The organism is Trabulsiella guamensis ATCC 49490, from assembly GCF_000734965.1.
In the GTDB taxonomy this organism is placed as follows: domain Bacteria; phylum Pseudomonadota; class Gammaproteobacteria; order Enterobacterales; family Enterobacteriaceae; genus Trabulsiella; species Trabulsiella guamensis.
Genome location: NZ_JMTB01000059.1, coordinates 102,887 through 123,992 on the forward strand (window position 1 = coordinate 102,887; position 21,106 = coordinate 123,992).

General features: G+C 54.6%; 17 protein-coding genes. 14 read left to right on the plus strand and 3 right to left on the minus strand.

Features of this window, described 5'->3' with window-relative positions; translation table 11 throughout:
* Positions 1-36: 36 nt before the first annotated feature.
* Positions 37-882 (minus strand): arabinose operon transcriptional regulator AraC, encoded by an 846-nt coding sequence (gene araC / locus GTGU_RS08225; RefSeq protein ID WP_038155683.1) that lies wholly within the window; start codon positions 880-882, stop codon positions 37-39.
* A 339-nt stretch (positions 883-1,221) separates the two neighbouring features.
* Here araC and araB point away from each other — a divergent pair, with 339 nt between their 5' ends.
* The 8 genes from araB to rluA all read left to right on the plus strand — a co-directional run bounded on the left by araB (position 1,222) and on the right by rluA (position 12,727).
* Entirely contained in the window at positions 1,222-2,913 is a 1,692-nt protein-coding gene (gene araB / locus GTGU_RS08230; RefSeq protein WP_038155684.1) for a ribulokinase, read from the plus strand.
* A 10-nt stretch (positions 2,914-2,923) separates the two neighbouring features.
* Complete coding sequence (araA, locus tag GTGU_RS08235) at positions 2,924-4,426, plus strand: L-arabinose isomerase (protein WP_038155685.1); 1,503 nt, start codon at positions 2,924-2,926, stop codon at positions 4,424-4,426.
* 45 nt (positions 4,427-4,471) lie between these two features.
* The gene (araD, locus tag GTGU_RS08240; RefSeq protein ID WP_038155686.1) at positions 4,472-5,167 is read left to right on the plus strand and encodes an L-ribulose-5-phosphate 4-epimerase; all 696 of its coding nucleotides are present in this window, start codon (positions 4,472-4,474) and stop codon (positions 5,165-5,167) included.
* Positions 5,168-5,306: 139 nt separating this feature from the next.
* Positions 5,307-6,158: a hypothetical protein gene (locus tag GTGU_RS08245; RefSeq protein ID WP_038155688.1), complete on the plus strand. Its 852-nt coding sequence runs from the start codon at positions 5,307-5,309 to the stop codon at positions 6,156-6,158.
* 1 nt (position 6,159) lies between these two features.
* Positions 6,160-6,582, plus strand: coding sequence for a hypothetical protein (locus GTGU_RS08250; protein WP_038155692.1), 423 nt, complete (start codon positions 6,160-6,162; stop codon positions 6,580-6,582).
* Between the two features lie 81 nt (positions 6,583-6,663).
* Positions 6,664-9,021 carry a DNA polymerase II gene (polB, locus tag GTGU_RS08255; protein WP_038155693.1) on the plus strand — a complete coding sequence of 786 codons (2,358 nt, stop codon included), beginning with the start codon at positions 6,664-6,666 and terminating at the stop codon, positions 9,019-9,021.
* Between the two features lie 128 nt (positions 9,022-9,149).
* A complete protein-coding gene (gene rapA, locus GTGU_RS08260; RefSeq protein WP_038155694.1) occupies positions 9,150-12,056 on the plus strand; it encodes an RNA polymerase-associated protein RapA in 2,907 nt (968 codons plus the stop codon).
* Positions 12,057-12,067: 11 nt separating this feature from the next.
* On the plus strand, positions 12,068-12,727 hold the full coding sequence (rluA, locus tag GTGU_RS08265; RefSeq protein WP_038155695.1) for a bifunctional tRNA pseudouridine(32) synthase/23S rRNA pseudouridine(746) synthase RluA: 660 nt from the start codon (positions 12,068-12,070) through the stop codon (positions 12,725-12,727).
* A 27-nt stretch (positions 12,728-12,754) separates the two neighbouring features.
* Here rluA and djlA read toward each other — a convergent pair whose 3' ends face one another.
* Complete coding sequence (gene djlA, locus GTGU_RS08270) at positions 12,755-13,570, minus strand: co-chaperone DjlA (protein WP_038155696.1); 816 nt, start codon at positions 13,568-13,570, stop codon at positions 12,755-12,757.
* Positions 13,571-13,793: 223 nt separating this feature from the next.
* On the opposite strand from djlA, the gene lptD reads away from it, so the two are divergent.
* From lptD to apaH, 6 genes are read left to right on the plus strand one after another with little or no spacing between them, the layout of a single operon-like run.
* Positions 13,794-16,163 carry an LPS assembly protein LptD gene (lptD, locus tag GTGU_RS08275; RefSeq protein WP_038155700.1) on the plus strand — a complete coding sequence of 790 codons (2,370 nt, stop codon included), beginning with the start codon at positions 13,794-13,796 and terminating at the stop codon, positions 16,161-16,163.
* A 54-nt stretch (positions 16,164-16,217) separates the two neighbouring features.
* Positions 16,218-17,504 (plus strand): peptidylprolyl isomerase SurA, encoded by a 1,287-nt coding sequence (surA, locus tag GTGU_RS08280; RefSeq protein WP_038155701.1) that lies wholly within the window; start codon positions 16,218-16,220, stop codon positions 17,502-17,504.
* Positions 17,504-18,487 (plus strand): 4-hydroxythreonine-4-phosphate dehydrogenase PdxA, encoded by a 984-nt coding sequence (pdxA, locus tag GTGU_RS08285; protein ID WP_038155703.1) that lies wholly within the window; start codon positions 17,504-17,506, stop codon positions 18,485-18,487. The genes surA and pdxA overlap by 1 nt, the downstream gene beginning before the upstream one ends.
* Entirely contained in the window at positions 18,484-19,305 is an 822-nt protein-coding gene (gene rsmA / locus GTGU_RS08290; protein ID WP_038155705.1) for a 16S rRNA (adenine(1518)-N(6)/adenine(1519)-N(6))-dimethyltransferase RsmA, read from the plus strand. Before pdxA ends, rsmA begins: the two co-directional genes overlap by 4 nt.
* Before the next feature lie 3 nt (positions 19,306-19,308).
* Complete coding sequence (apaG, locus tag GTGU_RS08295; RefSeq protein WP_038155706.1) at positions 19,309-19,686, plus strand: Co2+/Mg2+ efflux protein ApaG; 378 nt, start codon at positions 19,309-19,311, stop codon at positions 19,684-19,686.
* A gap of 4 nt (positions 19,687-19,690) precedes the next feature.
* A complete protein-coding gene (apaH, locus tag GTGU_RS08300) occupies positions 19,691-20,542 on the plus strand; it encodes a bis(5'-nucleosyl)-tetraphosphatase (symmetrical) ApaH (RefSeq protein WP_038155707.1) in 852 nt (283 codons plus the stop codon).
* Positions 20,543-20,575: 33 nt separating this feature from the next.
* Here the strand turns inward: apaH and folA are convergent, their stop codons facing one another.
* Positions 20,576-21,055: a type 3 dihydrofolate reductase gene (folA, locus tag GTGU_RS08305; RefSeq protein WP_038155709.1), complete on the minus strand. Its 480-nt coding sequence runs from the start codon at positions 21,053-21,055 to the stop codon at positions 20,576-20,578.
* Between the last annotated feature and the right edge of the window lie 51 nt (positions 21,056-21,106).

A 21,106-nucleotide genomic window follows, 5' to 3' on the forward strand; every position in this document is an offset into this window, starting at 1 on the left:
GCCCCTGCGCGTCCGCTTCTCTCCCTGCCCGACGGCTTATTCACAGCCGGCCCGGAACTCGCTCGGGCTGGCGCCCGTACATTTCTTAAAAACGCGCGAAAAATAGAGCTGATCTTCAAAGCCGACATTACGGCCAACGCTTGCCACCGGCATGCGGGTGGTGCTGAGCAACAGTTTCGCCTGGCTGATGCGCTGGTCTTCACGCCAGCTAAGCACGCTGACGCCCAGTTGCTGACGAAACAAATGAGACAGGCGTGACGGCGACAGACAGACGTGCTGGGCGACGCGCGCGATTTCAAAATGGGGATCGGCCAGATGATCGCTGATGTACTGGCAGGCATCGCGCACCCGGTTATCCATCGGCGGGAGCAGAGATTCGTTAATCGCCGCCATCCGCCGCAACAGCAGCTGTTCCAGCAGGTTGATCGCCAGCAGTTCGGAGTAACGCCCGGCCCCCTGCCCGGCATCGATAATCTGACCGAACAATTCAGCAAAGCGCGCCTGATGGGCGTCGTCCGGGCGATAAAACCCGGTCTGACCGAAGATGGTCGGCCAGCTCAGCCATTCATGCCAGTAGGCGCGAGGGCGAAAATAAACCCACTGGTGATACCACTCTTTGGCATCCGCGTGACGACCATAGTGGTGAATTTCGCCAGGGGGAAACAGGACGATATCGCCGGGGCGGCAGACAAATTGTTTGCCGTGATTGTTAATCACCCCTTCGCCGCGGATCGTCAAATTGAGAATATAGCCTTTCATTCCCAGCGGCCGGTCGATGAAAAAATCGAGGTAACCATCCGCATCAATAGGGGTTAAACCCGCCACCAGATGCGCGTTAAACGAATAGCCCGGCAGCAGGGGATCGTTTTGCGTTTCAGCCATAATTCCAGCACTCCCAGAGGACATTGAGGGAAACCAATTGTCCATATTGAATTTTCTGTCAACGGTACTGACGCTTACGCCGTGTTGCCGATGGCTGGATACTTCCAGACCCGCTCCATTCAACATTTTTCTCATCAGAAGCGGCAATCATGCGCATTTTGGCGGGTAACGAAAGTGTCTATAAAGACGGCAGAAAAGTCCACATTGAATATTTGCACGACATCACACTTTGTAACCCCATAGCGATTTAGTCCATAAGATTAGCGAATCCAACCTGACTCTTTTCAGTCACGCTATCTACTGTTTCTCCATACCCGTTTTTCTCTATGGAGTAACACGATGGCAATAGCAATCGGCCTCGATTTTGGTAGTGATTCAGTGCGTGCGCTGGCGGTGGAATGCGCCACAGGAAAAGAACTCGCCACCTGCGTTGAGTGGTATCCGCGCTGGCAGGAGGGGCGCTATTGCGATGCGGCAAATAACCAATTTCGCCATCATCCGCGCGATTACATCGAGGCGATGGAAAGCGCACTGAAAAATGTGCTCGCCGAACTGAGCGAAGCACAACGCCGGGAGGTGGTCGGCATTGGCGTCGACTCCACCGGCTCCACGCCTGCGCCGGTGGATGCCGAAGGCCGCGTACTGGCGCTACAGCCGGAGTTCGCCGACAACCCAAACGCGATGTTTGTGTTATGGAAAGATCATACAGCGGTCGAAGAAGCCGAGGAAATCACCCGTCTGTGCCATGCGCCAGGGAAAGTCGACTACTCCCGCTATATTGGCGGCATTTATTCCAGTGAATGGTTCTGGGCCAAAATCCTTCATGTCACGCGGCAGGATCGTGACGTCGCCCGTGCAGCCGCCTCGTGGGTGGAACTGTGCGACTGGGTGCCCGCCCTGCTTTCCGGCACCACCGCGCCGCAAGCTCTTCGTCGCGGTCGTTGCAGCGCCGGACATAAATCGTTATGGCATGAAAGCTGGGGTGGACTGCCGCCCGCGAGCTTCTTTGATGAACTCGACCCGTGTATCAATCAACATCTTGCCTGGCCGCTGTTTACCGATACGTATACCGCAGATGTACCGGTCGGCACGCTGAGCCCCGAGTGGGCTGATCGTCTTGGTCTGGCGCAAAGCGTGGTGATTTCCGGCGGCGCTTTCGATTGTCATATGGGTGCGGTTGGCGCGGGCGCGCAGCCTAACGCGCTGGTGAAAGTGATTGGCACCTCTACCTGCGACATTTTAATTGCCGACAAACACAGCGTCGGTGAGCGTACCGTGAAAGGTATTTGCGGTCAGGTCGATGGCAGCGTGGTGCCTGATTTTATCGGTATGGAGGCCGGGCAATCCGCGTTCGGCGACATCTACGCCTGGTTTGGCCGCATTCTCAGCTGGCCGCTGGAACAACTGGCGGCGCAGCATCCTGAACTGAAAAACGAGATCAAAGCCAGTCAGAAACAGCTGCTGCCTGCACTGACCAACGCGTGGGCGAAAAACCCCTCTCTTGAACATCTGCCGGTCGTGCTTGACTGGTTTAACGGTCGCCGTACCCCCAATGCTAACCAGCGTCTGAAAGGGGTCATTACCGACCTGAATCTTGCGACCGACGCCCCTGCGTTGTTCGGCGGGTTGATTGCGGCGACCGCATTTGGCGCAAGAGCAATCATGGAGTGCTTCACGTCACAAGGGATCCCGGTGAACAACGTGATGGCGCTGGGCGGTATCGCCCGTAAAAACCCGGTCATCATGCAGGTGTGCTGCGACGTGCTGAACCGACCGCTGCAGATTGTCGCGTCCGATCAATGCTGCGCTCTGGGTGCCGCCATCTTTGCCGCTGTGGCGGCAGGTATGCATGCGGATATCCCCGCGGCGCAACAGAAAATGGCGAGCCAGGTCGAAAGTACGCTTCAGCCGCGCCCGCAGCAGGCTCAACGCTTCGAACAGCTTTACCAGCGCTACCAGCAATGGGCGGTCAGCGCAGAACAGCATTACCTTCCGACTCAACCCGTTTCTCAGGCAGCCCTGACCCAGTAAGGATTTCAACATGACGATTTTTAATAACTATGAAGTGTGGTTTGTGATTGGCAGTCAGCACCTTTACGGTGCCGAAACGCTACGCCAGGTCACGCAACATGCTGAGCATGTGGTCAACGCCCTTAATGCGGAAGCAAAACTGCCCTGCAAATTAGTGCTTAAACCACTCGGCACCACGCCGGACGAAATCACGCAAATCTGCCGCGAGGCCAACTACGACAATAAATGCGCAGGTCTGGTGGTCTGGCTGCACACCTTCTCGCCGGCCAAGATGTGGATCAACGGGCTGACCATCCTCAACAAGCCGCTGCTGCAGTTCCATACCCAGTTCAATGCCGCGCTGCCGTGGGACAGCATCGACATGGACTTTATGAACCTGAACCAGACAGCGCATGGCGGTCGCGAATTCGGCTTCATCGGCGCGCGGATGCGCCAGCAGCACAGCGTAGTCACCGGTCACTGGCAGGACAAACAGGCGCACCAGCGCATCGGCGCGTGGATGCGCCAGGCGGTCTCGAAACAGGATACCCGCCATCTGAAAGTGGTACGTTTCGGCGATAACATGCGCGAAGTGGCGGTCACGGACGGTGATAAAGTCGCCGCGCAGATCAAGTTCGGTTTCTCGGTGAATACATGGGCGGTGGGCGATCTGGTACAAGTGGTGAATGCCGTCAGCGATGGCGATGTCAACGCGCTGGTTGATGAATACGAAAGCCTTTATCGCCTGACACCTGCGGCACAGATTAATGGCGATAAGCGTCAGAACGTGCTGGATGCCGCGCGTATCGAACTCGGTATGAAACGCTTCCTGGAACAGGGCGGGTTCCACGCCTTCACCACCACCTTTGAAGACCTGCACGGCCTGAAACAACTACCGGGTCTCGCGGTGCAGCGCCTGATGCAACAGGGCTACGGCTTCGCCGGTGAAGGCGACTGGAAAACCGCCGCGCTGCTGCGCATCATGAAAGTGATGGCAACTGGCCTTGAGGGCGGCACTTCCTTTATGGAGGATTACACCTATCACTTCGACAACGGTAACGATCTGGTGCTCGGCTCGCATATGCTGGAAGTGTGCCCGACCATCGCCACGCCTGAAAAACCGATCCTTGACGTGCAATACCTTGGCATTGGCGGAAAAGCCGATCCGGCACGTCTGATCTTCAACACCAGAACCGGCCCGGCCATCGTCGCCAGCCTTATCGATCTGGGCGATCGTTTCCGCCTGCTGGTTAATACCATCGAAACCGTCAAAACACCGCATGATCTGCCGAAACTGCCGGTCGCTAACGCGCTGTGGCAGGCTCATCCGGATCTCAACACTGCGTCAGAAGCCTGGATCATCGCGGGCGGCGCCCACCACACCGTGTTCAGTCACGCCTTAACGCTGGACGACATGCGTCAGTTCAGTGAACTGCATGACATCGAACTGACAGTGATTGATAACGACACTCGCCTGCCCGCCTTTAAGGACGCGCTGCGCTGGAATGAAGTGTATTACGGCAGCAAACGCTAACCCCCCTCGCCGGTGGCGCTGCGCCACCGGCTCAAGGAGCGCACAATGCTTGAAGAACTGAAACAGCAGGTGCTGGAAGCCAATCTGGCGTTGCCGGAGCACAACCTGGTGACCCTGACCTGGGGTAACGTCAGCGCGGTCAGTCGCGAACATGGCGTGTTTATTATTAAGCCTTCCGGCGTCGAGTACAGCGCGATGACCGCGGAGGATATGGTCGTCGTCAGCCTGGAAAGCGGTGAAGTGGTTGAAGGACGAAAAAAACCGTCGTCAGATACCCCGACCCACCGTTTGCTGTACCGCGCATTTCCGGACATCGGCGGTATCGTGCATACACACTCCCGTCACGCCACTATCTGGGCGCAGGCCGGACTGCCCATTCCGGCAACTGGCACCACCCATGCCGACTATTTTTACGGTGCTATCCCCTGTACCCGCAAAATGACAGATGCGGAAATTAACGGCGAGTACGAGTGGGAAACCGGAAACGTGATCGTCGAAACCTTTAAACAACACGGTTTCGACGCCGCGCAGATGCCCGGCGTACTGGTGCACTCCCACGGCCCGTTCGCATGGGGAAAAAACGCGGAAGATGCCGTGCATAACGCCATCGTGCTGGAAGAGGTCGCTTACATGGGCATTTTCTGCCGCCAGCTGGCGCCACAGTTGCCAGATATGCAGCAAACGCTGCTGGATAAACATTATCTGCGTAAGCATGGCGCGAAGGCGTATTACGGGCAGTAATCTTCAAAAACGTGCCTGCTTTGCAGGCACCTTCTTAATTATATTTATCCTCAATCTATTATTTTAAAGGATAAATATATGGCATTTGTTTCGCCATATCTCCTTTGTTATAAACGTTATATAACACAGGAGATTAATTATGAGTAATCGCGCCGATATCGTTGATGGGATGCTTGCCACCACCAACACTCATGGATTGGTTTACACAGAAGAACTCGGTTGGATCGATTTAGGTCATGCGCAGGGGAATGATGCCAGAATACTAAAAAGGAAACTCGAGCAAGAATCCTTCTCTAAACATTACCAGAAATATAACGATTGGTATTATCCGATTCATTATTATCAGGAAATGGTTAAGCGAACAATAATTCTTGGGAAGGATTTAAGATTTCATACTGGTGTCCAGACAAATATTATGGTCCGTTCTTGTCTTTCTCCTTCAATGAAAGCCAGAGTCGCATTAACGCTCATGTACGGAACGGCAAAAAGGTTTGAAGCATGGCAGGACTCTATTCTCTTCAACTGGTATACTGATAGCGGCTTTAGCGTTGAAGATTTAGTTTCCGATTTGGTCGGCTTTTACCGTGTTTTCGGAAGTGGTCCTGATCCTCTCTGGTTGGCTAAGCCTGTATCATACACTACCGCTGTTCAGATATGGGATGCATATGATCCTATTGGGAAGTACAAGAATAAAAAGTTTTCGCCGTATCTGTTTCCCGCGAAACCTCCTTTCAAATATGGGGAGCCCATAAAAAAGACATTGCCATCCTGGCTAAATTATATTAAACCGCTCGAAGGTCACTTCTCTGGGCTCATTTATAATACTTTCAACAATAACCCTGTTAGTAATTTTTTTAATAACCCGATACGTTTAAATCACGAATTATATGGTAGCATCACCACATCCGAAACAGTAAACTATGCCGATTCCCCTTTAGACAGTCCATTTTATTTTTTACTGAATCCGCACTCCCCACAGGTTACATGGTAAAATGAAAAAATGGATTTTATTCTTATCAGCTATCCTTTTATTGCCGCCTGCGCTGCTCTTCGGTTGGTTTGCCCTGACATCCGGCGATCACCACTACAGACATAGCGACACGTTTTCGTATTGGCTGTATACGCCGGATTCCTTAAAAAAGGTACCGCCAGTATCAACCCATGTTGAATATAGCTATTCCTGTGATCCGGATAATCAGCAGACCCGGTTTATCATTACGTGGAAAGACATTACGAATCGCGCCGAACAAAAAGCGAAACTTCTCAGTTTTCTTAAGGCGATGAATCGCCCTATTAAAAATGATTGTCTCTGGCTATACCATGATCCCAATAATTATGCGAACAACTATCAGCGCTATTGCGTTTATCAGAAATCGGACACGCTTGAACTGGAGTTGTTTGAAATCTCTCGCTGATCATTGCACTGTATAAAAAATCAGTATATGAGCAAAAACCAGGTTATACTAACGCCTGGTTTTGTTTTGTGAGAATGCAGCGTGGCGCAGGCGCGAGAAGGTTTTTTACTCACCCGTCACTGGCGGGATACCCCACAGGGCACAGAAGTTGATTTCTGGCTGGCGACGGATCACGGCCCGCTGAAAGTGACGCTACCGCCGCAGGAATCAGTGGCGTTCATCCCTGCCCGGCTGGGTGACAAAGTAACCCAGCTCTTGCGCGGTGAAAACGGCTGGCGTCTCGCGCCGCTGGAACTCAGAGATTTCCACCGTCAACCGGTGATGGGGCTTTATTGTCGCTCCCACCGTCAATTGATGCGCCTCGACAAGCTGCTGCGTGAAAACGGCGTCACTGTCTATGAAGCCGACATTCGCCCGCCAGAGCGCTTCCTGATGGAGCGGTTTATTACCGCGCCGGTCTGGGTCGAGGGCGAACCACACGGTGATGCGCTGGTCAACGTACGGATGAAACCCAACCCGCACTATCGCCCGCCGTTGAAGTGGGTCTCGCTGGATATCGAAACCAACCGCCATGGCGAGCTTTACTGCATCGGACTTGAGGGCTGCGGCCAGCGCACCGTGTATATGCTCGGCCCGCAAAACGGCGATCCTTCCGGGCTGGATTTCCGGCTGGAATATGTCAACAGCCGTCCGCAACTGCTGGAAAAACTCAATGCCTGGTTTGCCGAACACGACCCGGACGTTCTTATCGGCTGGAGCGTGGTGCAGTTCGATTTACGCGTTCTGCAAAAGCATGCCGAACGTTACCGCGTACCGCTGTTGCTGGGCCGTAACGGCAGCGAGATCGAGTGGCGGGAGCATGGTTTTAAAAACGGCATCTTCTTTGCTCAGGCCGACGGACGGTTGATCATCGACGGCATCGAAGCACTGAAATCGGCATTCTGGAGTTTTTCCTCCTTTTCGCTGGAAGCCGTTTCTCAGGAACTGCTCGGTGAAGGAAAATCCATCGATAACCCATGGGACAGGATGGATGAAATTGACCGCCGTTTCGCCGAAGATAAACCCGCACTGGCCACCTATAACCTGAAAGACTGTGAACTGGTCACGCGCATTTTCCATAAAACGGAAATCATGCCGTTTTTACTGGAGCGCGCCACCGTCAATGGTTTGCCGGTCGATCGCCACGGGGGTTCTGTCGCCGCCTTCAGCCATCTCTATTTCCCACGTATGCACCGCCTGGGATACGTGGCTCCTAATCTGGGCGAAGTTCCTCCACAGGCCAGCCCCGGCGGGTATGTGATGGATTCGCGGCCCGGACTTTATGATTCGGTGCTGGTACTTGATTACAAAAGCCTGTACCCGTCCATTATTCGCACCTTTCTCATCGATCCCGTCGGGTTAGTCGAAGGGATGGCACAGCCGGATCCTGAGCACAGTACGGAAGGGTTTCTCGGTGCCCGCTTTTCGCGGGAAAAGCATTGCCTCCCGGGGATCGTCAGCCAGATCTGGCACGGTCGGGACGAGGCGAAACAGCATAAAAACAAGCCACTGTCGCAGGCGCTGAAAATCATCATGAACGCCTTTTACGGCGTACTGGGCACCAGCGCATGCCGTTTTTTCGATCCGCGGCTGGCATCGTCGATCACCATGCGCGGCCATGCGATCATGCGTCAGACAAAAGCCCTGATCGAATCACAGGGCTATGACGTGATTTACGGCGATACCGATTCCACCTTCGTCTGGCTCCGGCGCGCGCATTCAGAAGAGGACGCGGCGCAAATCGGTCAGCGGCTGGTGAAACACGTCAATGCGTGGTGGGAAAAGGAACTGCAGAAAGAGGGGCTGACCAGCGCGCTGGAGCTCGAATTCGAAACCCATTTTTGTCGCTTTTTGATGCCGACCATTCGCGGTACCGAAACCGGCAGTAAAAAGCGCTACGCGGGCATGATTCAGGAAGGCGACAGCCAGCGCATGTTATTTAAAGGGCTGGAAACGGTGCGCACCGACTGGACGCCGTTGGCGCAGCAGTTCCAGCAAACGCTCTATTTACGTATTTTCCGCAATGAGCCTTATCGCGACTATATTCGTGAGACGATCGATAAACTGATGGCTGGCGAGCTGGACGAACAACTGATCTACCGTAAGCAGCTCCGGCGTCCGCTGGCAGAGTATCAGCGCAACGTACCGCCGCACGTACGCGCAGCGCGACAGGCGGATGAACACAATGCCCGGTTGGGGCGGCCGTTGCAGTATCAGCGTCGCGGTTCCATCAAATACGTCTGGACCACCAGCGGCCCTGAACCGGTGGCCTATCAACAGTCGCCTCTCGATTATGAGCACTATTTGTCAAAACAATTACAACCCGTTGCGGATGGAATACTCCCTTTCGTCGACGATGACTTTGCTACAATACTGACAGGGCAAATGGGGCTGTTTTGACAGGTGACTAAGTCATCGGCTTCCAGTACCATAGCGCCCTTTCCATTCCTGGCCCCAATTTTGATTACCGTCCGCAGTACTGACGGTGATGAACTATTGCCTGCAATTAAAGATAGAGCCGAACACATATGCCTTTTACACTTGGTCAACGCTGGATTAGCGATACAGAGAGCGAACTGGGATTAGGAACCGTAGTAGCGCTGGATACGCGCATGGTTACCCTTCTTTTCCCGGCGACAGGTGAAAACCGTCTGTACGCTCGCAACGACTCCCCTATCACCCGCGTCATGTTTAACCCGGGCGACACCGTCACCAGCCATGATGGCTGGCAACTCCTCGTTGAAGAAGTGATTGAAGAAAAAGGCCTGCTGGCCTATATCGGTACCCGCCAGGACACCCAGGAACCCAACGTGACACTGCGTGAAGTCCTGCTCGACAGCAAACTGGTGTTCAGTAAACCGCAGGATCGTCTGTTCGCCGGACAGATTGACCGTATGGATCGCTTCGCCCTGCGCTTTCGTGCCCGTAAATACCAGAGTGAACAGTACCGTATGCCGTGGAGCGGCCTGCGTGGTCAGCGTACATCGTTGATTCCGCATCAGTTGCACATCGCCCACGATGTCGGCCGTCGCCATGCCCCGCGCGTGTTGCTGGCGGATGAAGTCGGTCTGGGCAAGACCATCGAAGCCGGGATGGTGCTGCATCAGCAACTGTTGTCAGGTGCTGCCGAGCGCGTGCTGATCATTGTGCCAGAAACCCTGCAGCATCAGTGGCTTGTCGAAATGCTGCGTCGTTTCAATCTGCGTTTCGCGCTGTTTGACGACGAACGCTACGCGGAAGCTCAACACGACGCTTACAACCCGTTTGACACCGAACAACTGGTGATCTGTTCCCTCGATTTTGTACGCCGCAATAAAGAGCGTCTGGAACACCTGTGCGATGCCGAATGGGATCTGATGGTCGTTGATGAAGCCCACCATCTGGTGTGGGGCGAAGCGGCGCCGAGTCGCGAATATCAGGCCATTGAGCAACTGGCTGCTCGTGTGCCGGGCGTACTGCTGCTGACGGCCACCCCGGAACAGCTCGGGATGGAAAGCCACTTCGCACGCCTGCGTCTGCTGGATCCGAACCGTTTTCACGACTTCGCCCAGTTTGTAGCTGAACAGAAAAATTACCGCCCGGTCGCTGATGCGGTCGCGCTGCTGCTCGCAGGCACGCGTCTCAATGACGAACAGTTGAATGCCTTTGGCGATCTGATTGGCGAGCAGGATATTGAACCGTTGCTGCAGATGGCGAACAGTGATCGAGACGGCGCCGAAGACGCACGTCAGGAGCTGATCACTATGCTGATGGATCGTCATGGCACCAGCCGCGTGTTGTTCCGTAACACCCGCAACGGTGTAAAAGGCTTCCCAAAACGCGAACTGCATACCATTAAACTGCCGCTGCCGACGCAGTATCAGACGGCAATTAAAGTCTCCGGCATTATGGGCTCGCGCAAAAGTGCTGAAGAGCGCGCCCGCGACATGCTCTACCCGGAGCAGATCTATCAGGAATTTGAGGGCGACAGCGGCACCTGGTGGAACTTCGACCCGCGCGTCGAATGGCTGATGGGCTATCTGACTAGCCATCGTTCTCAGAAAGTGCTGGTGATTTGCGCCAAAGCCACCACAGCGCTCCAGCTGGAACAGGTGCTACGCGAACGTGAAGGCATTCGCGCCGCAGTCTTTCATGAAGGCATGTCGATTATTGAGCGCGATCGCGCTGCCGCCTGGTTTGCCGAAGAAGATACTGGCGCGCAGGTGTTGTTGTGCTCCGAAATCGGCTCTGAAGGCCGCAACTTCCAGTTCGCCAGCCACCTGGTGATGTTTGATCTACCGTTTAACCCGGACCTGTTGGAGCAGCGCATCGGACGTCTTGACCGTATCGGTCAGGCGCACGACATTCAGATCCACGTCCCGTATTTAGAAAAAACCGCTCAGTCGGTACTGGTACGCTGGTATCACGAAGGTCTGGATGCGTTCGAACACACCTGCCCGACCGGTCGCGCAATTTACGACAGCGTTTACAGCCAGCTGATTAGCTATCTGGCGGCGCCAGAAGAGAGTGACGGCTTTGACGATCTGATCAAAGCCTGCCGCGAACAGCATGACGCACTGAAAGCGCAACTGGAACAGGGTCGCGACCGCCTGCTGGAAATACACTCCAACGGCGGCGAAAAAGCGCAACAGTTAGCGGAAAGCATTGAAGAGCAGGATGACGATACCGGACTGATTAACTTCGCCATGAACCTGTTCGACATCATTGGTATCAACCAGGACGATCGCGGCGAGAATATGATTGTCCTGACGCCGTCCGATCATATGCTGGTTCCGGATTTTCCGGGCTTGCCGGAAGATGGCTGCACCATTACGTTTGAGCGTGACGTTGCGTTGTCCCGCGAAGATGCGCAGTTCATCACCTGGGAGCACCCGCTTATCCGCAACGGTCTTGACCTGATCCTCTCCGGTGATACCGGCAGCAGCACTATTTCATTGTTGAAAAACAAAGCCCTGCCGGTGGGTACATTGTTGCTGGAGCTGATTTACGTTGTCGAAGCCCAGGCGCCGAAACAGTTACAGCTTCATCGCTTCCTGCCGCCGACACCGGTGCGTATGCTGCTGGATAAAAACGGCAATAATCTGGCCGGGCAGGTGGAATTTGAAAGCTTCAACCGCCAGTTGAGCGCGGTGAACCGCCATACCGGCAGCAAACTGGTGAATGCCGTGCAGCAGGAAGTGCATGCGATCCTGCAACAGGGAGAGGCGCAGGTGGAAAAAGCGGCCCGCGCGCTGATTGAGACAGCTCGTCGCGAAGCAGATGATAAGCTGAGCGCGGAACTGTCGCGGCTGGAAGCGCTGAAGGCCGTCAACCCGAACATCCGTGACGACGAACTGACGGCTATCGAAAGTAACCGTCAGCAGGTGCTGGAAAGCCTGTCACAGGCTGGCTGGCGTCTGGATGCGCTGCGTCTGGTTGTGGTGACACACCAGTAACAGGAGCCCGTATGGGAATGGAAAACTACAATCCGCCAACCGAGCCCTGGCTGGTCATTCTTTATCAGGATGACCATATCATGGTAGTCAACAAGCCCAGCGGCTTGCTGTCCGTGCCCGGCCGTCTGGACGAACATAAAGACAGCATCATGACCCGCATTCAGCGTGATTATCCGCAGGCGGAGTCGGTGCATCGTCTGGATATGGCGACCAGCGGCGTGATTGTCGTCGCCCTGACCAAACATGCGGAACGCGAGCTGAAACGCCAGTTCCGCGAACGCGAGCCGAAAAAACAGTATGTGGCACGCGTGTGGGGACATCCTGAAAACGCCGAAGGGATCGTGGATTTACCGCTGATATGCGACTGGCCGAACCGGCCAAAGCAGAAGGTGTGTTATGAAACGGGGAAAGCGGCGCAAACGGGGTATGAGGTGGTGGAGTATGCGAGCGATAACACCGCGCGGGTGGTGTTAAAACCGATCACCGGACGTTCCCATCAGCTGCGCGTGCATATGCTGGCGCTGGGTCATCCTATTCTTGGCGATCGCTTTTACGCGTCTCCGCAAGCGCTGGCCATGGCGCCGCGCCTGCTGCTGCATGCGGAAACATTGACGATCACCCATCCGACCTACGGCAACAGCATGACGTTTAAAGCGCCGGTCGATTTCTGAAATCACGCCCCTGCAGGGGCGTGAAGATTATTTAATCCCTTTTTGCTCTTTGATAAGCTCGTACGCTTTCTGAATTTCCTGCGCTTTTTGCTTCGCCATTTCCATCATCTCCGGCGGTAAACCTTTCGCCACCAGCTTATCAGGGTGATGCTCCGCCATCAGCTTACGGTAAGCGCGTTTGATCGTGGCGTTATCATCCGTTGATTTCACGCCTAAGACGTTGCAGGCATCTTCCAGCGTCGGTCCGCGCTGAGCCTGTTGCCAGCCGCCGCCCTGCGACTGCTGCTGATAGCCGCCGCCAAACTGGGCGCCGCCCTGCATCATGCGCAGGAACATGTCAAACTGCTGGCGGGAGATTCCGAGCTCGTCGGCGATGACATACAACACCTCGCGCTCGTTCGGATGCAAATTACCGTCCGCGAAAGCGGCCTGGATCTGAATTTCCAGAAACATCCTAATCAGATCAAAGCGTCCAAAACAGACGCTGCGAAGCTGGCGCATCTTTTCCCGCAGCGGGTAGTTATCTGCTTTACCGACGCGAAACGCCTGTTGTGCCGCCTCGCGGGATTCACCATGAAGGTTCATGCGATCCATTAACTGCGTGGCGATATGGATATCCGCTTCGGTGACGCGACCTTTCGATTTGGTCAGGTGCCCCATGACTTCGAAGGTCGTCGCAAAGAATAAGGACTGGCGCGCCTGCTGATTAGCAAAACCGTGTAATCTACGAGCGCGAGCCTGATCGAACATATGTCCGACAAGAAAACCGAGTACGACACCCCAGAAGCCGCCGCCCATCATTAAGGCGATAGCAACACCAATCACTTTTCCCCAATACTGCATATACTCCCCAAATCGTCCAATTCGTCATGCCAGCGGCTAAAATTTGCATTATCATACTCGTCATTCGACACGGTGCCTAACACCTCCGGCGTGAAACGGACATATATACAGCATCATTTGGAAGCCGATGGCGAGTATAAAGACTAGCGTCATGATGATGAGTACGTTAGTCTCTGACCGTTTGCCAGCAATGCCACAGATGACGGAACAACAAATACAACGTATGAAAAAACGTATTCCCACCCTCCTGGCGACCATGATTGCCAGCGCTTTATACAGTCAGCAGAGTCTGGCTGCCGATCTCGCATCACAATGTATGCTGGGCGTACCAAGTTATAACCGTCCTCTGGTGCAAGGCGATACCAACAATCTGCCGGTCACTATTAATGCCGATCATGCCAAGGGGGATTACCCCGATAACGCAGTGTTTACCGGCAATGTCGATGTGAATCAGGGGAACAGTCGCCTGCAGGCGGATGAGGTCCAGCTTCATCAGAAACAGGCGGAAGGCCAGGCGGATCCCGTGCGCACGGTCGATGCTCTGGGCAATGTACACTACGACGACAATCAGGTAATCCTGAAAGGTCCGAAAGCCTGGTCGAATCTGAACACCAAAGACACCAACGTCTGGGAAGGCGATTACCAGATGGTGGGGCGTCAGGGTCGTGGTACCGCTGACGTCATGAAACAGCGCGGCGAAAACCGCTATACCATTCTGGATAACGGCACGTTCACCTCCTGTCTGCCGGGGTCAAATACCTGGAGCGTGGTGGGTAGCGAAGTAATTCATGACCGCGAAGAGCAGGTCGCGGAAATCTGGAACGCCCGTTTTAAACTCGGTCCGGTTCCGGTCTTTTACAGCCCTTATCTGCAGTTGCCGGTGGGTGATAAGCGTCGTTCAGGTTTCCTGATCCCCAACGCGAAATACAGCACCACCAACTATTTCGAGTTTTATCTTCCGTATTACTGGAACATCGCGCCGAACTTCGATGCCACCATTACGCCGCACTATATCCATAAACGTAGCAATATCCAGTGGCAAAATGAGTTCCGCTACCTGACGCAAGCCGGAAGAGGTTTGGTAGAATTTGACTATCTGCCATCGGACAGCGTGTATCAGGACGAATACAACGCTGGTCAGCATCAGGGCGAAAACAGCAACCACCGCTGGTTGTTCTACTGGAACCATTCCGGAGTTATGGATCAGGTATGGCGCTTCAACGTCGACTACACCAAAGTCAGCGACTCCACCTACTTTAACGATTTCGACTCAAAATACGGTTCCAGTACCGATGGCTACGCGACGCAAAAATTCAGCGTCGGCTATGCATTGCAGAATTTCAACGCCACAGTGTCGACCAAGCAGTTCCAGGTGTTCAGCAACCAGTCCCGCAGCAGCTACTCTGCGGAACCGCAACTGGACGTCAACTGGTACCAGAACGATGTCGGGCCGTTCGATACACGCATTTACGGCCAGGCGGTTCATTTTGTGAACACCCAATCGAACATGCCGGAAGCGACCCGAGTTCACCTCGAGCCGGTCATTAATCTGCCGTTGTCGAACGAGTGGGCCAGCCTCAACACCGAGGCCAAGCTGATGGCGACGCACTATCAGCAAACCAATCTCGAAACGTGGAACGGAAACAGCAGCAACAACCAGCTTGACGAGTCAGTCAGCCGCGTACTGCCTCAGTTTAAAGTTGATGGCAAAATGGTCTTTGAGCGTGATATGAACTGGCAGGAGGGTTATTCCCAGACGCTGGAGCCGCGCATGCAGTACCTGTACGTACCGTATAAAGACCAGAGCAATATCAATAACTACGACTCCTCGCTATTGCAGTCTGACTACAGCGGCCTGTTCCGCGACCGCACCTACGGCGGTCTCGACCGCATCGCGTCAGCCAACCAGGTCACGACCGGCGTCACAACTCGCGTATATGATGCTGCCGCCGTTGAACAATTTAACGTTTCAGTAGGTCAAATCTACTATTTCACCGAGTCTCGTACCGGTGATGACAATATCAACTGGGAAAAAGACAATAAAACCGGCTCGCTGGTGTGGGCTGGCGATACTTACTGGCGCATCTCTGATCGCTGGGGTCTGCGTGGTGGTGTTCAGTACGATACCCGTCTGGACAATATCGCTAACAGCACTGCAACCATTGAATATCGTCGTGATGAAGACCGTCTGATTCAGTTTAACTATCGCTATGCCAGCCCGGAATATATCCAGGCGACACTGCCGAAAAACTACTCCACGCAGGAGCAGACCAAAGACGGGATTTCTCAGGTGGGCGCGGTGGCAAGCTGGCCGTTGGTTGACCGCTGGTCAATCGTCGGAGCTTACTACTTCGACACCAACGCGAACAAACCTGCCGACCAGATGCTGGGCGTGCAGTACAACTCCTGCTGTTACGCGATCCGCGTCGGTTACGAGCGCAAACTTAACGGCTGGGATACGCAAAACAACCAGAGCAAATACGACAACGTTATTGGCTTCAACATCGAGCTCCGTGGCCTCAGCTCCAACTACGGCCTCGGCACACAGCAGATGCTGCGCTCGAATATTCTGCCGTACCGTAGTTCCTTGTAATGACATTAATTTGCAACGAAAACCGCCATTGCGGCGGGTAAAAATGGAAAAAGTATGAAGAACTGGAAAACGCTGCTTCTCGGTCTCGCTATGATAGCGAATACCAGCTTCGCGGCCCCGCAGGTTGTCGATAAAGTAGCTGCCGTCGTCAATAACGGCGTCGTACTGGAAAGCGACGTTGATGGTTTGATGCAATCGGTGAAACTTAACGCTGGTCAGGCCGGGCAGCAACTGCCGGATGACGCCACCTTACGCCATCAGATCCTTGAGCGTCTGATCATGGACCAGATTGTGTTGCAGATGGGCCAGAAAATGGGCGTCAAGGTCACTGACGAACAGCTCGATCAGGCGATCGCCAACATTGCCAAACAGAACAACATGTCGATGGATCAGATGCGCAGCCGTCTGGCCTACGACGGGATCAACTACAACACCTACCGCAACCAGATCCGCAAAGAGATGATCATCTCAGAAGTGCGTAACAACGAAGTGCGTCGCCGCATTACCGTGCTGCCGCAGGAAGTGGAGTCGCTGGCGAAGCAGGTGGGTAACCAGAACGACGCCAGCACAGAGTTGAATCTGAGCCATATCCTGATCGCGCTGCCGGAAAACCCGACCTCCGATCAGGTCAACGAGGCTGAAACTCAGGCGCGTTCTATCGTCGATCAGGCGCGTAACGGGGCGGATTTCGGCAAACTGGCGATCACCTACTCTGCCGACCAGCAGGCGCTGAAAGGCGGACAGATGGGCTGGGGTCGTATTCAGGAACTGCCGTCTATTTTCGCTCAGGCGCTGAGCACCGCGAAGAAAGGTGATGTGGTCGGTCCTATTCGTTCCGGCGTCGGTTTCCACGTGCTGAAAGTGAATGACCTGCGCGGTCAGTCGCAGAGCATTTCGGTTACCGAAGTCCATGCCCGTCATATCCTGCTGAAACCGTCGCCAATCATGACTGACGATCAGGCACGCGCGAAGCTTGAGCAAATCGCGGCGGATATCAAGAGCGGCAAAACCAGTTTTGCTGACGCGGCAAAAGAGTTCTCCCAGGATCCCGGTTCGGCTAACCAGGGCGGTGATTTAGGCTGGGGCACGCCGGATATGTACGACCCGGCATTCCGTGATGCGCTGACCAGACTGAACAAAGGCCAGATGAGCGGCCCGGTTCACTCCTCCTTCGGCTGGCATCTGATCGAACTGCTGGATACCCGCAACGTTGATAAAACCGACGCGGCGCAGAAAGACCGTGCTTACCGCATGCTGATGAACCGTAAGTTTGCGGAAGAAGCCGCCACATGGATGCAGGAACAACGCGCCAGCGCGTATGTGAAAATTCTGAGCAACTAATGACGTATCGTGTCGTAATCACTCCCGGCGAACCTGCCGGGATTGGCCCGGATCTCGTGGCCCAGCTCGCGCAGCGCGACTGGCCGGTCGAGCTGGTCGTTTGCGCAGATGGCGATTTACTGATAAACCGGGCGGCGACGCTCGGTTTGCCGTTGACACTCCTGCCATATCACCCCGGGCAACCCGCCCACCCGCAACGCGCGGGCACACTAACCCTGCTGCCTGTCGCCCTGCATGCTCCCGCAGAGCCAGGCGTGCTCAACGTGCTTAACGGCTCCTATGTGGTCGAAACGCTGGCACGCGCCTGTGACGGCGCTGTGAGCGGCGAGTTTGCCGCGTTGATCACCGGCCCGGTGCATAAGGGCATTATCAACGATGCGGGAATCGCCTTTACCGGCCACACTGAGTTCTTTGAGGAACGTTCGCAGGCCAGCAAAGTGGTCATGATGCTGGCGACCGAAGAACTACGCGTGGCGCTGGCAACCACGCATTTGCCGCTGAAAGCCATCAGCGACGCCATTACCCCGGATCTGCTGCGGGAAGTGATCACCATCCTGCACGATGATCTACAGAACAAGTTTGGTATTGCACAGCCGCATGTGCTGGTGTGCGGTCTGAATCCGCACGCCGGTGAAGGTGGTCACATGGGAACGGAAGAGATAGATACCATCATTCCGGTACTGGAAGAAATGCGCGCGAAGGGGATGCACCTGAGTGGTCCGCTGCCTGCCGATACGCTCTTTCAGCCAAAGTATCTCGACCATGCCGATGCCGTGCTCGCAATGTACCACGATCAGGGCCTGCCCGTGCTAAAATACCAGGGCTTTGGCCGTGGCGTAAACATTACGCTGGGTCTGCCTTTTATTCGAACTTCCGTTGACCACGGCACTGCCCTTGATTTGGCAGGCAAAGGCGAAGCGGAAGTCGGCAGTTTTATTACGGCGCTTAATCTCGCCATCAAAATGATTGTTAACTCTCAATGAATAATCGAGTCCATCAGGGCCACTTAGCCCGTAAACGTTTCGGGCAAAACTTCCTCAACGATCAGTTTGTGATCGAAAGTATCGTCTCGGCTATCAATCCACAGAAAGGCCAGGCGATGGTCGAAATCGGCCCTGGTCTTGCGGCGCTGACGGAACCTGTTGGCGAACGGCTGGATCAACTCACTGTTATCGAGCTTGACCGCGACCTCGCGGCGCGCCTGAAAACGCATCCGTTCCTCGGGCCGAAACTGACGATTTACCAGCAGGACGCCATGACCATGGACTTCGGCAAACTGTCGCAGGAGATGGGTCAGCCGCTGCGTGTCTTTGGCAACCTGCCCTATAACATCTCAACGCCGCTGATGTTCCACCTGTTTAGCTATACTGATGCGATTGCCGACATGCATTTCATGTTGCAAAAAGAAGTGGTTAATCGTCTGGTTGCAGGACCAAACAGTAAGGCGTATGGTCGATTAAGCGTCATGGCGCAGTACTACTGTCAGGTTATCCCGGTGCTGGAAGTGCCGCCTGGCGCGTTTACGCCGCCACCGAAGGTGGATTCCGCCGTGGTACGTCTGGTTCCTCATGCGGTGATGCCGCATCCGGTGAAAGAAGTGCGTGCCCTGAGCCGCATTACCACCGAAGCGTTTAACCAGCGTCGTAAAACGATCCGCAATAGTCTGGGGAATGTCTTCAGCGTTGAGGTTCTGACTGAGCTGGGAATCGATCCGACCATGCGCGCCGAGAACATTTCCGTTGCGCAGTACTGCCTGCTGGCGAACTGGCTGACCGACAATGCCCCCACGAAAGAGAGCTAGAGTATGAACGATAAGCCCCTTGTTTGTGTGCAGGTGCAAAGCGTTTACATCGAATCCCAGTCCTCGCCGGACGAAGAACGTTACGTTTTCGCTTATACCGTCACCATCCGCAATCTGGGGCGAACGCCCGTCCAGCTTCAGGGCCGTTATTGGTTAATCACCAACGGCCATGGTCGAGAAACTGAAGTTCAGGGTGAAGGCGTTGTTGGCGAGCAGCCGCACATCGCCCCTGGCGAAGAATTTCAGTACACCAGCGGAGCCGTTATTGAGACGCCGCTGGGCACCATGCAAGGCCATTACGAGATGGTCGATTTACACGGGAATGCTTTCCAGATAGACATTCCTGTATTCCGTCTGGCTGTACCAACTCAAATTCACTAATACAATGTCGACATACTTAATCGGTGACGTTCATGGTTGCTACGATGAACTGATTTCATTGTTGAAACAGGTAGACTTCTCACCTGAACGTGACACCCTTTGGCTGACTGGCGACCTTGTTGCTCGTGGCCCTGGTTCGTTAGAAGTTCTGCGTTTTGTTAAATCGCTTGGCGATAGCGTACGTATAGTGCTCGGCAACCACGATCTGCACCTGCTGGCTATTTTCGCCGGGGTCAGCCGTAATAAGCCGAAAGACCGCCTGACGCCATTGCTCGAAGCGCCGGACGCCGATGAGCTTATCAACTGGCTGCGCCGTCAGCCATTGCTGCAAATTGATGAAGAGAAGAAACTGCTGATGGTCCATGCGGGGGTAACGCCGCAGTGGGACATCGAAACGATGAAGCAATGCGCGCGCGATGTAGAATCGGTGCTGCGTAGCGACTCCTATCCCTTCTTCCTGGACGCGATGTATGGCGACCTGCCTAACCACTGGTCGCCAGAGCTGAGTGGTCTCGCGCGACTGCGTTTCATCACCAATGCCCTGACCCGCATGCGCTACTGCTTCCCTAACGGGCAGTTAGACATGTACAGCAAAGAATCACCGGAAAATGTCCCGGCACCGCTGAAACCGTGGTTTGCCCTGAAAGGGCCGGTGACGGACGAATACAGTGTGGTATTTGGTCACTGGGCGTCGCTGGAGGGCCAGGGGACGCCGGAAGGCATCTATGGTCTGGATACCGGTTGCTGCTGGGGTGGCGTGCTGACCTGCCTGCGCTGGGAAGACAAAGCGTACTTTATCCAACCGTCGAATCGTCAGATGGATCTGGGTGAAGATGACGAGGCCGTCGCCTCGTAAGTGTCCCTCTCCCTGCCGGGAGAGGATGTTTCATCAACGGCGTTCGAGGATCTCAAAACAGTAGCTGTGCGAGTTCTGACTATCGGCGTCATGGAATTCACTGAACACCGATTCCCACTCATCTGGATCATAATCCGGGAAATGGGTATCGCCTTCCACTTCAGCATCAATATGCGTCAGATAAAGCCGCTGGGCTTTCGGCAGGAACTGCGTATAGATACGCCCGCCACCAATCACCATGATCTCCTCAACGTCGCCACAGGCGGCAATGGCTTCATCCACCGATTTTACCCACTGCACACGATCGTCAGTGCCAGACTGGCTGCTGATGACAATGTTCTTCCGGCCTGGCAGTGGGCGACCAATGGATTCCCACGTCAGGCGTCCCATCACTACCGGTTTGTTTAAAGTATTGCGTTTGAACCAGGCGAGATCGGCTGGCAAATTCCACGGCATGGCGTTTTCCATGCCAATCACGCGATCTACCGCTAACGCCGCAATCAGACTGATCATTGAAAGTTTCCCGGATGCAAAAAATTGCCGCCACTATACGGAAAGCCAAAT

Coding starts and splice junctions, on each gene's coding strand:
- araC (WP_038155683.1), bottom strand. CDS start 882: ATGGCTGAAACGCAAAACGATCCCCTGCTGCCGGGCTATTCGTTTAAC.
- rsmA (WP_038155705.1), top strand. CDS start 18,484: ATGAATAATCGAGTCCATCAGGGCCACTTAGCCCGTAAACGTTTCGGG.
- araD (WP_038155686.1), top strand. CDS start 4,472: ATGCTTGAAGAACTGAAACAGCAGGTGCTGGAAGCCAATCTGGCGTTG.
- GTGU_RS08245 (WP_038155688.1), top strand. CDS start 5,307: ATGAGTAATCGCGCCGATATCGTTGATGGGATGCTTGCCACCACCAAC.
- surA (WP_038155701.1), top strand. CDS start 16,218: ATGAAGAACTGGAAAACGCTGCTTCTCGGTCTCGCTATGATAGCGAAT.
- apaH (WP_038155707.1), top strand. CDS start 19,691: ATGTCGACATACTTAATCGGTGACGTTCATGGTTGCTACGATGAACTG.
- djlA (WP_038155696.1), bottom strand. CDS start 13,570: ATGCAGTATTGGGGAAAAGTGATTGGTGTTGCTATCGCCTTAATGATG.
- araB (WP_038155684.1), top strand. CDS start 1,222: ATGGCAATAGCAATCGGCCTCGATTTTGGTAGTGATTCAGTGCGTGCG.
- rluA (WP_038155695.1), top strand. CDS start 12,068: ATGGGAATGGAAAACTACAATCCGCCAACCGAGCCCTGGCTGGTCATT.
- araA (WP_038155685.1), top strand. CDS start 2,924: ATGACGATTTTTAATAACTATGAAGTGTGGTTTGTGATTGGCAGTCAG.
- GTGU_RS08250 (WP_038155692.1), top strand. CDS start 6,160: ATGAAAAAATGGATTTTATTCTTATCAGCTATCCTTTTATTGCCGCCT.
- apaG (WP_038155706.1), top strand. CDS start 19,309: ATGAACGATAAGCCCCTTGTTTGTGTGCAGGTGCAAAGCGTTTACATC.
- lptD (WP_038155700.1), top strand. CDS start 13,794: ATGAAAAAACGTATTCCCACCCTCCTGGCGACCATGATTGCCAGCGCT.
- rapA (WP_038155694.1), top strand. CDS start 9,150: ATGCCTTTTACACTTGGTCAACGCTGGATTAGCGATACAGAGAGCGAA.
- folA (WP_038155709.1), bottom strand. CDS start 21,055: ATGATCAGTCTGATTGCGGCGTTAGCGGTAGATCGCGTGATTGGCATG.
- pdxA (WP_038155703.1), top strand. CDS start 17,504: ATGACGTATCGTGTCGTAATCACTCCCGGCGAACCTGCCGGGATTGGC.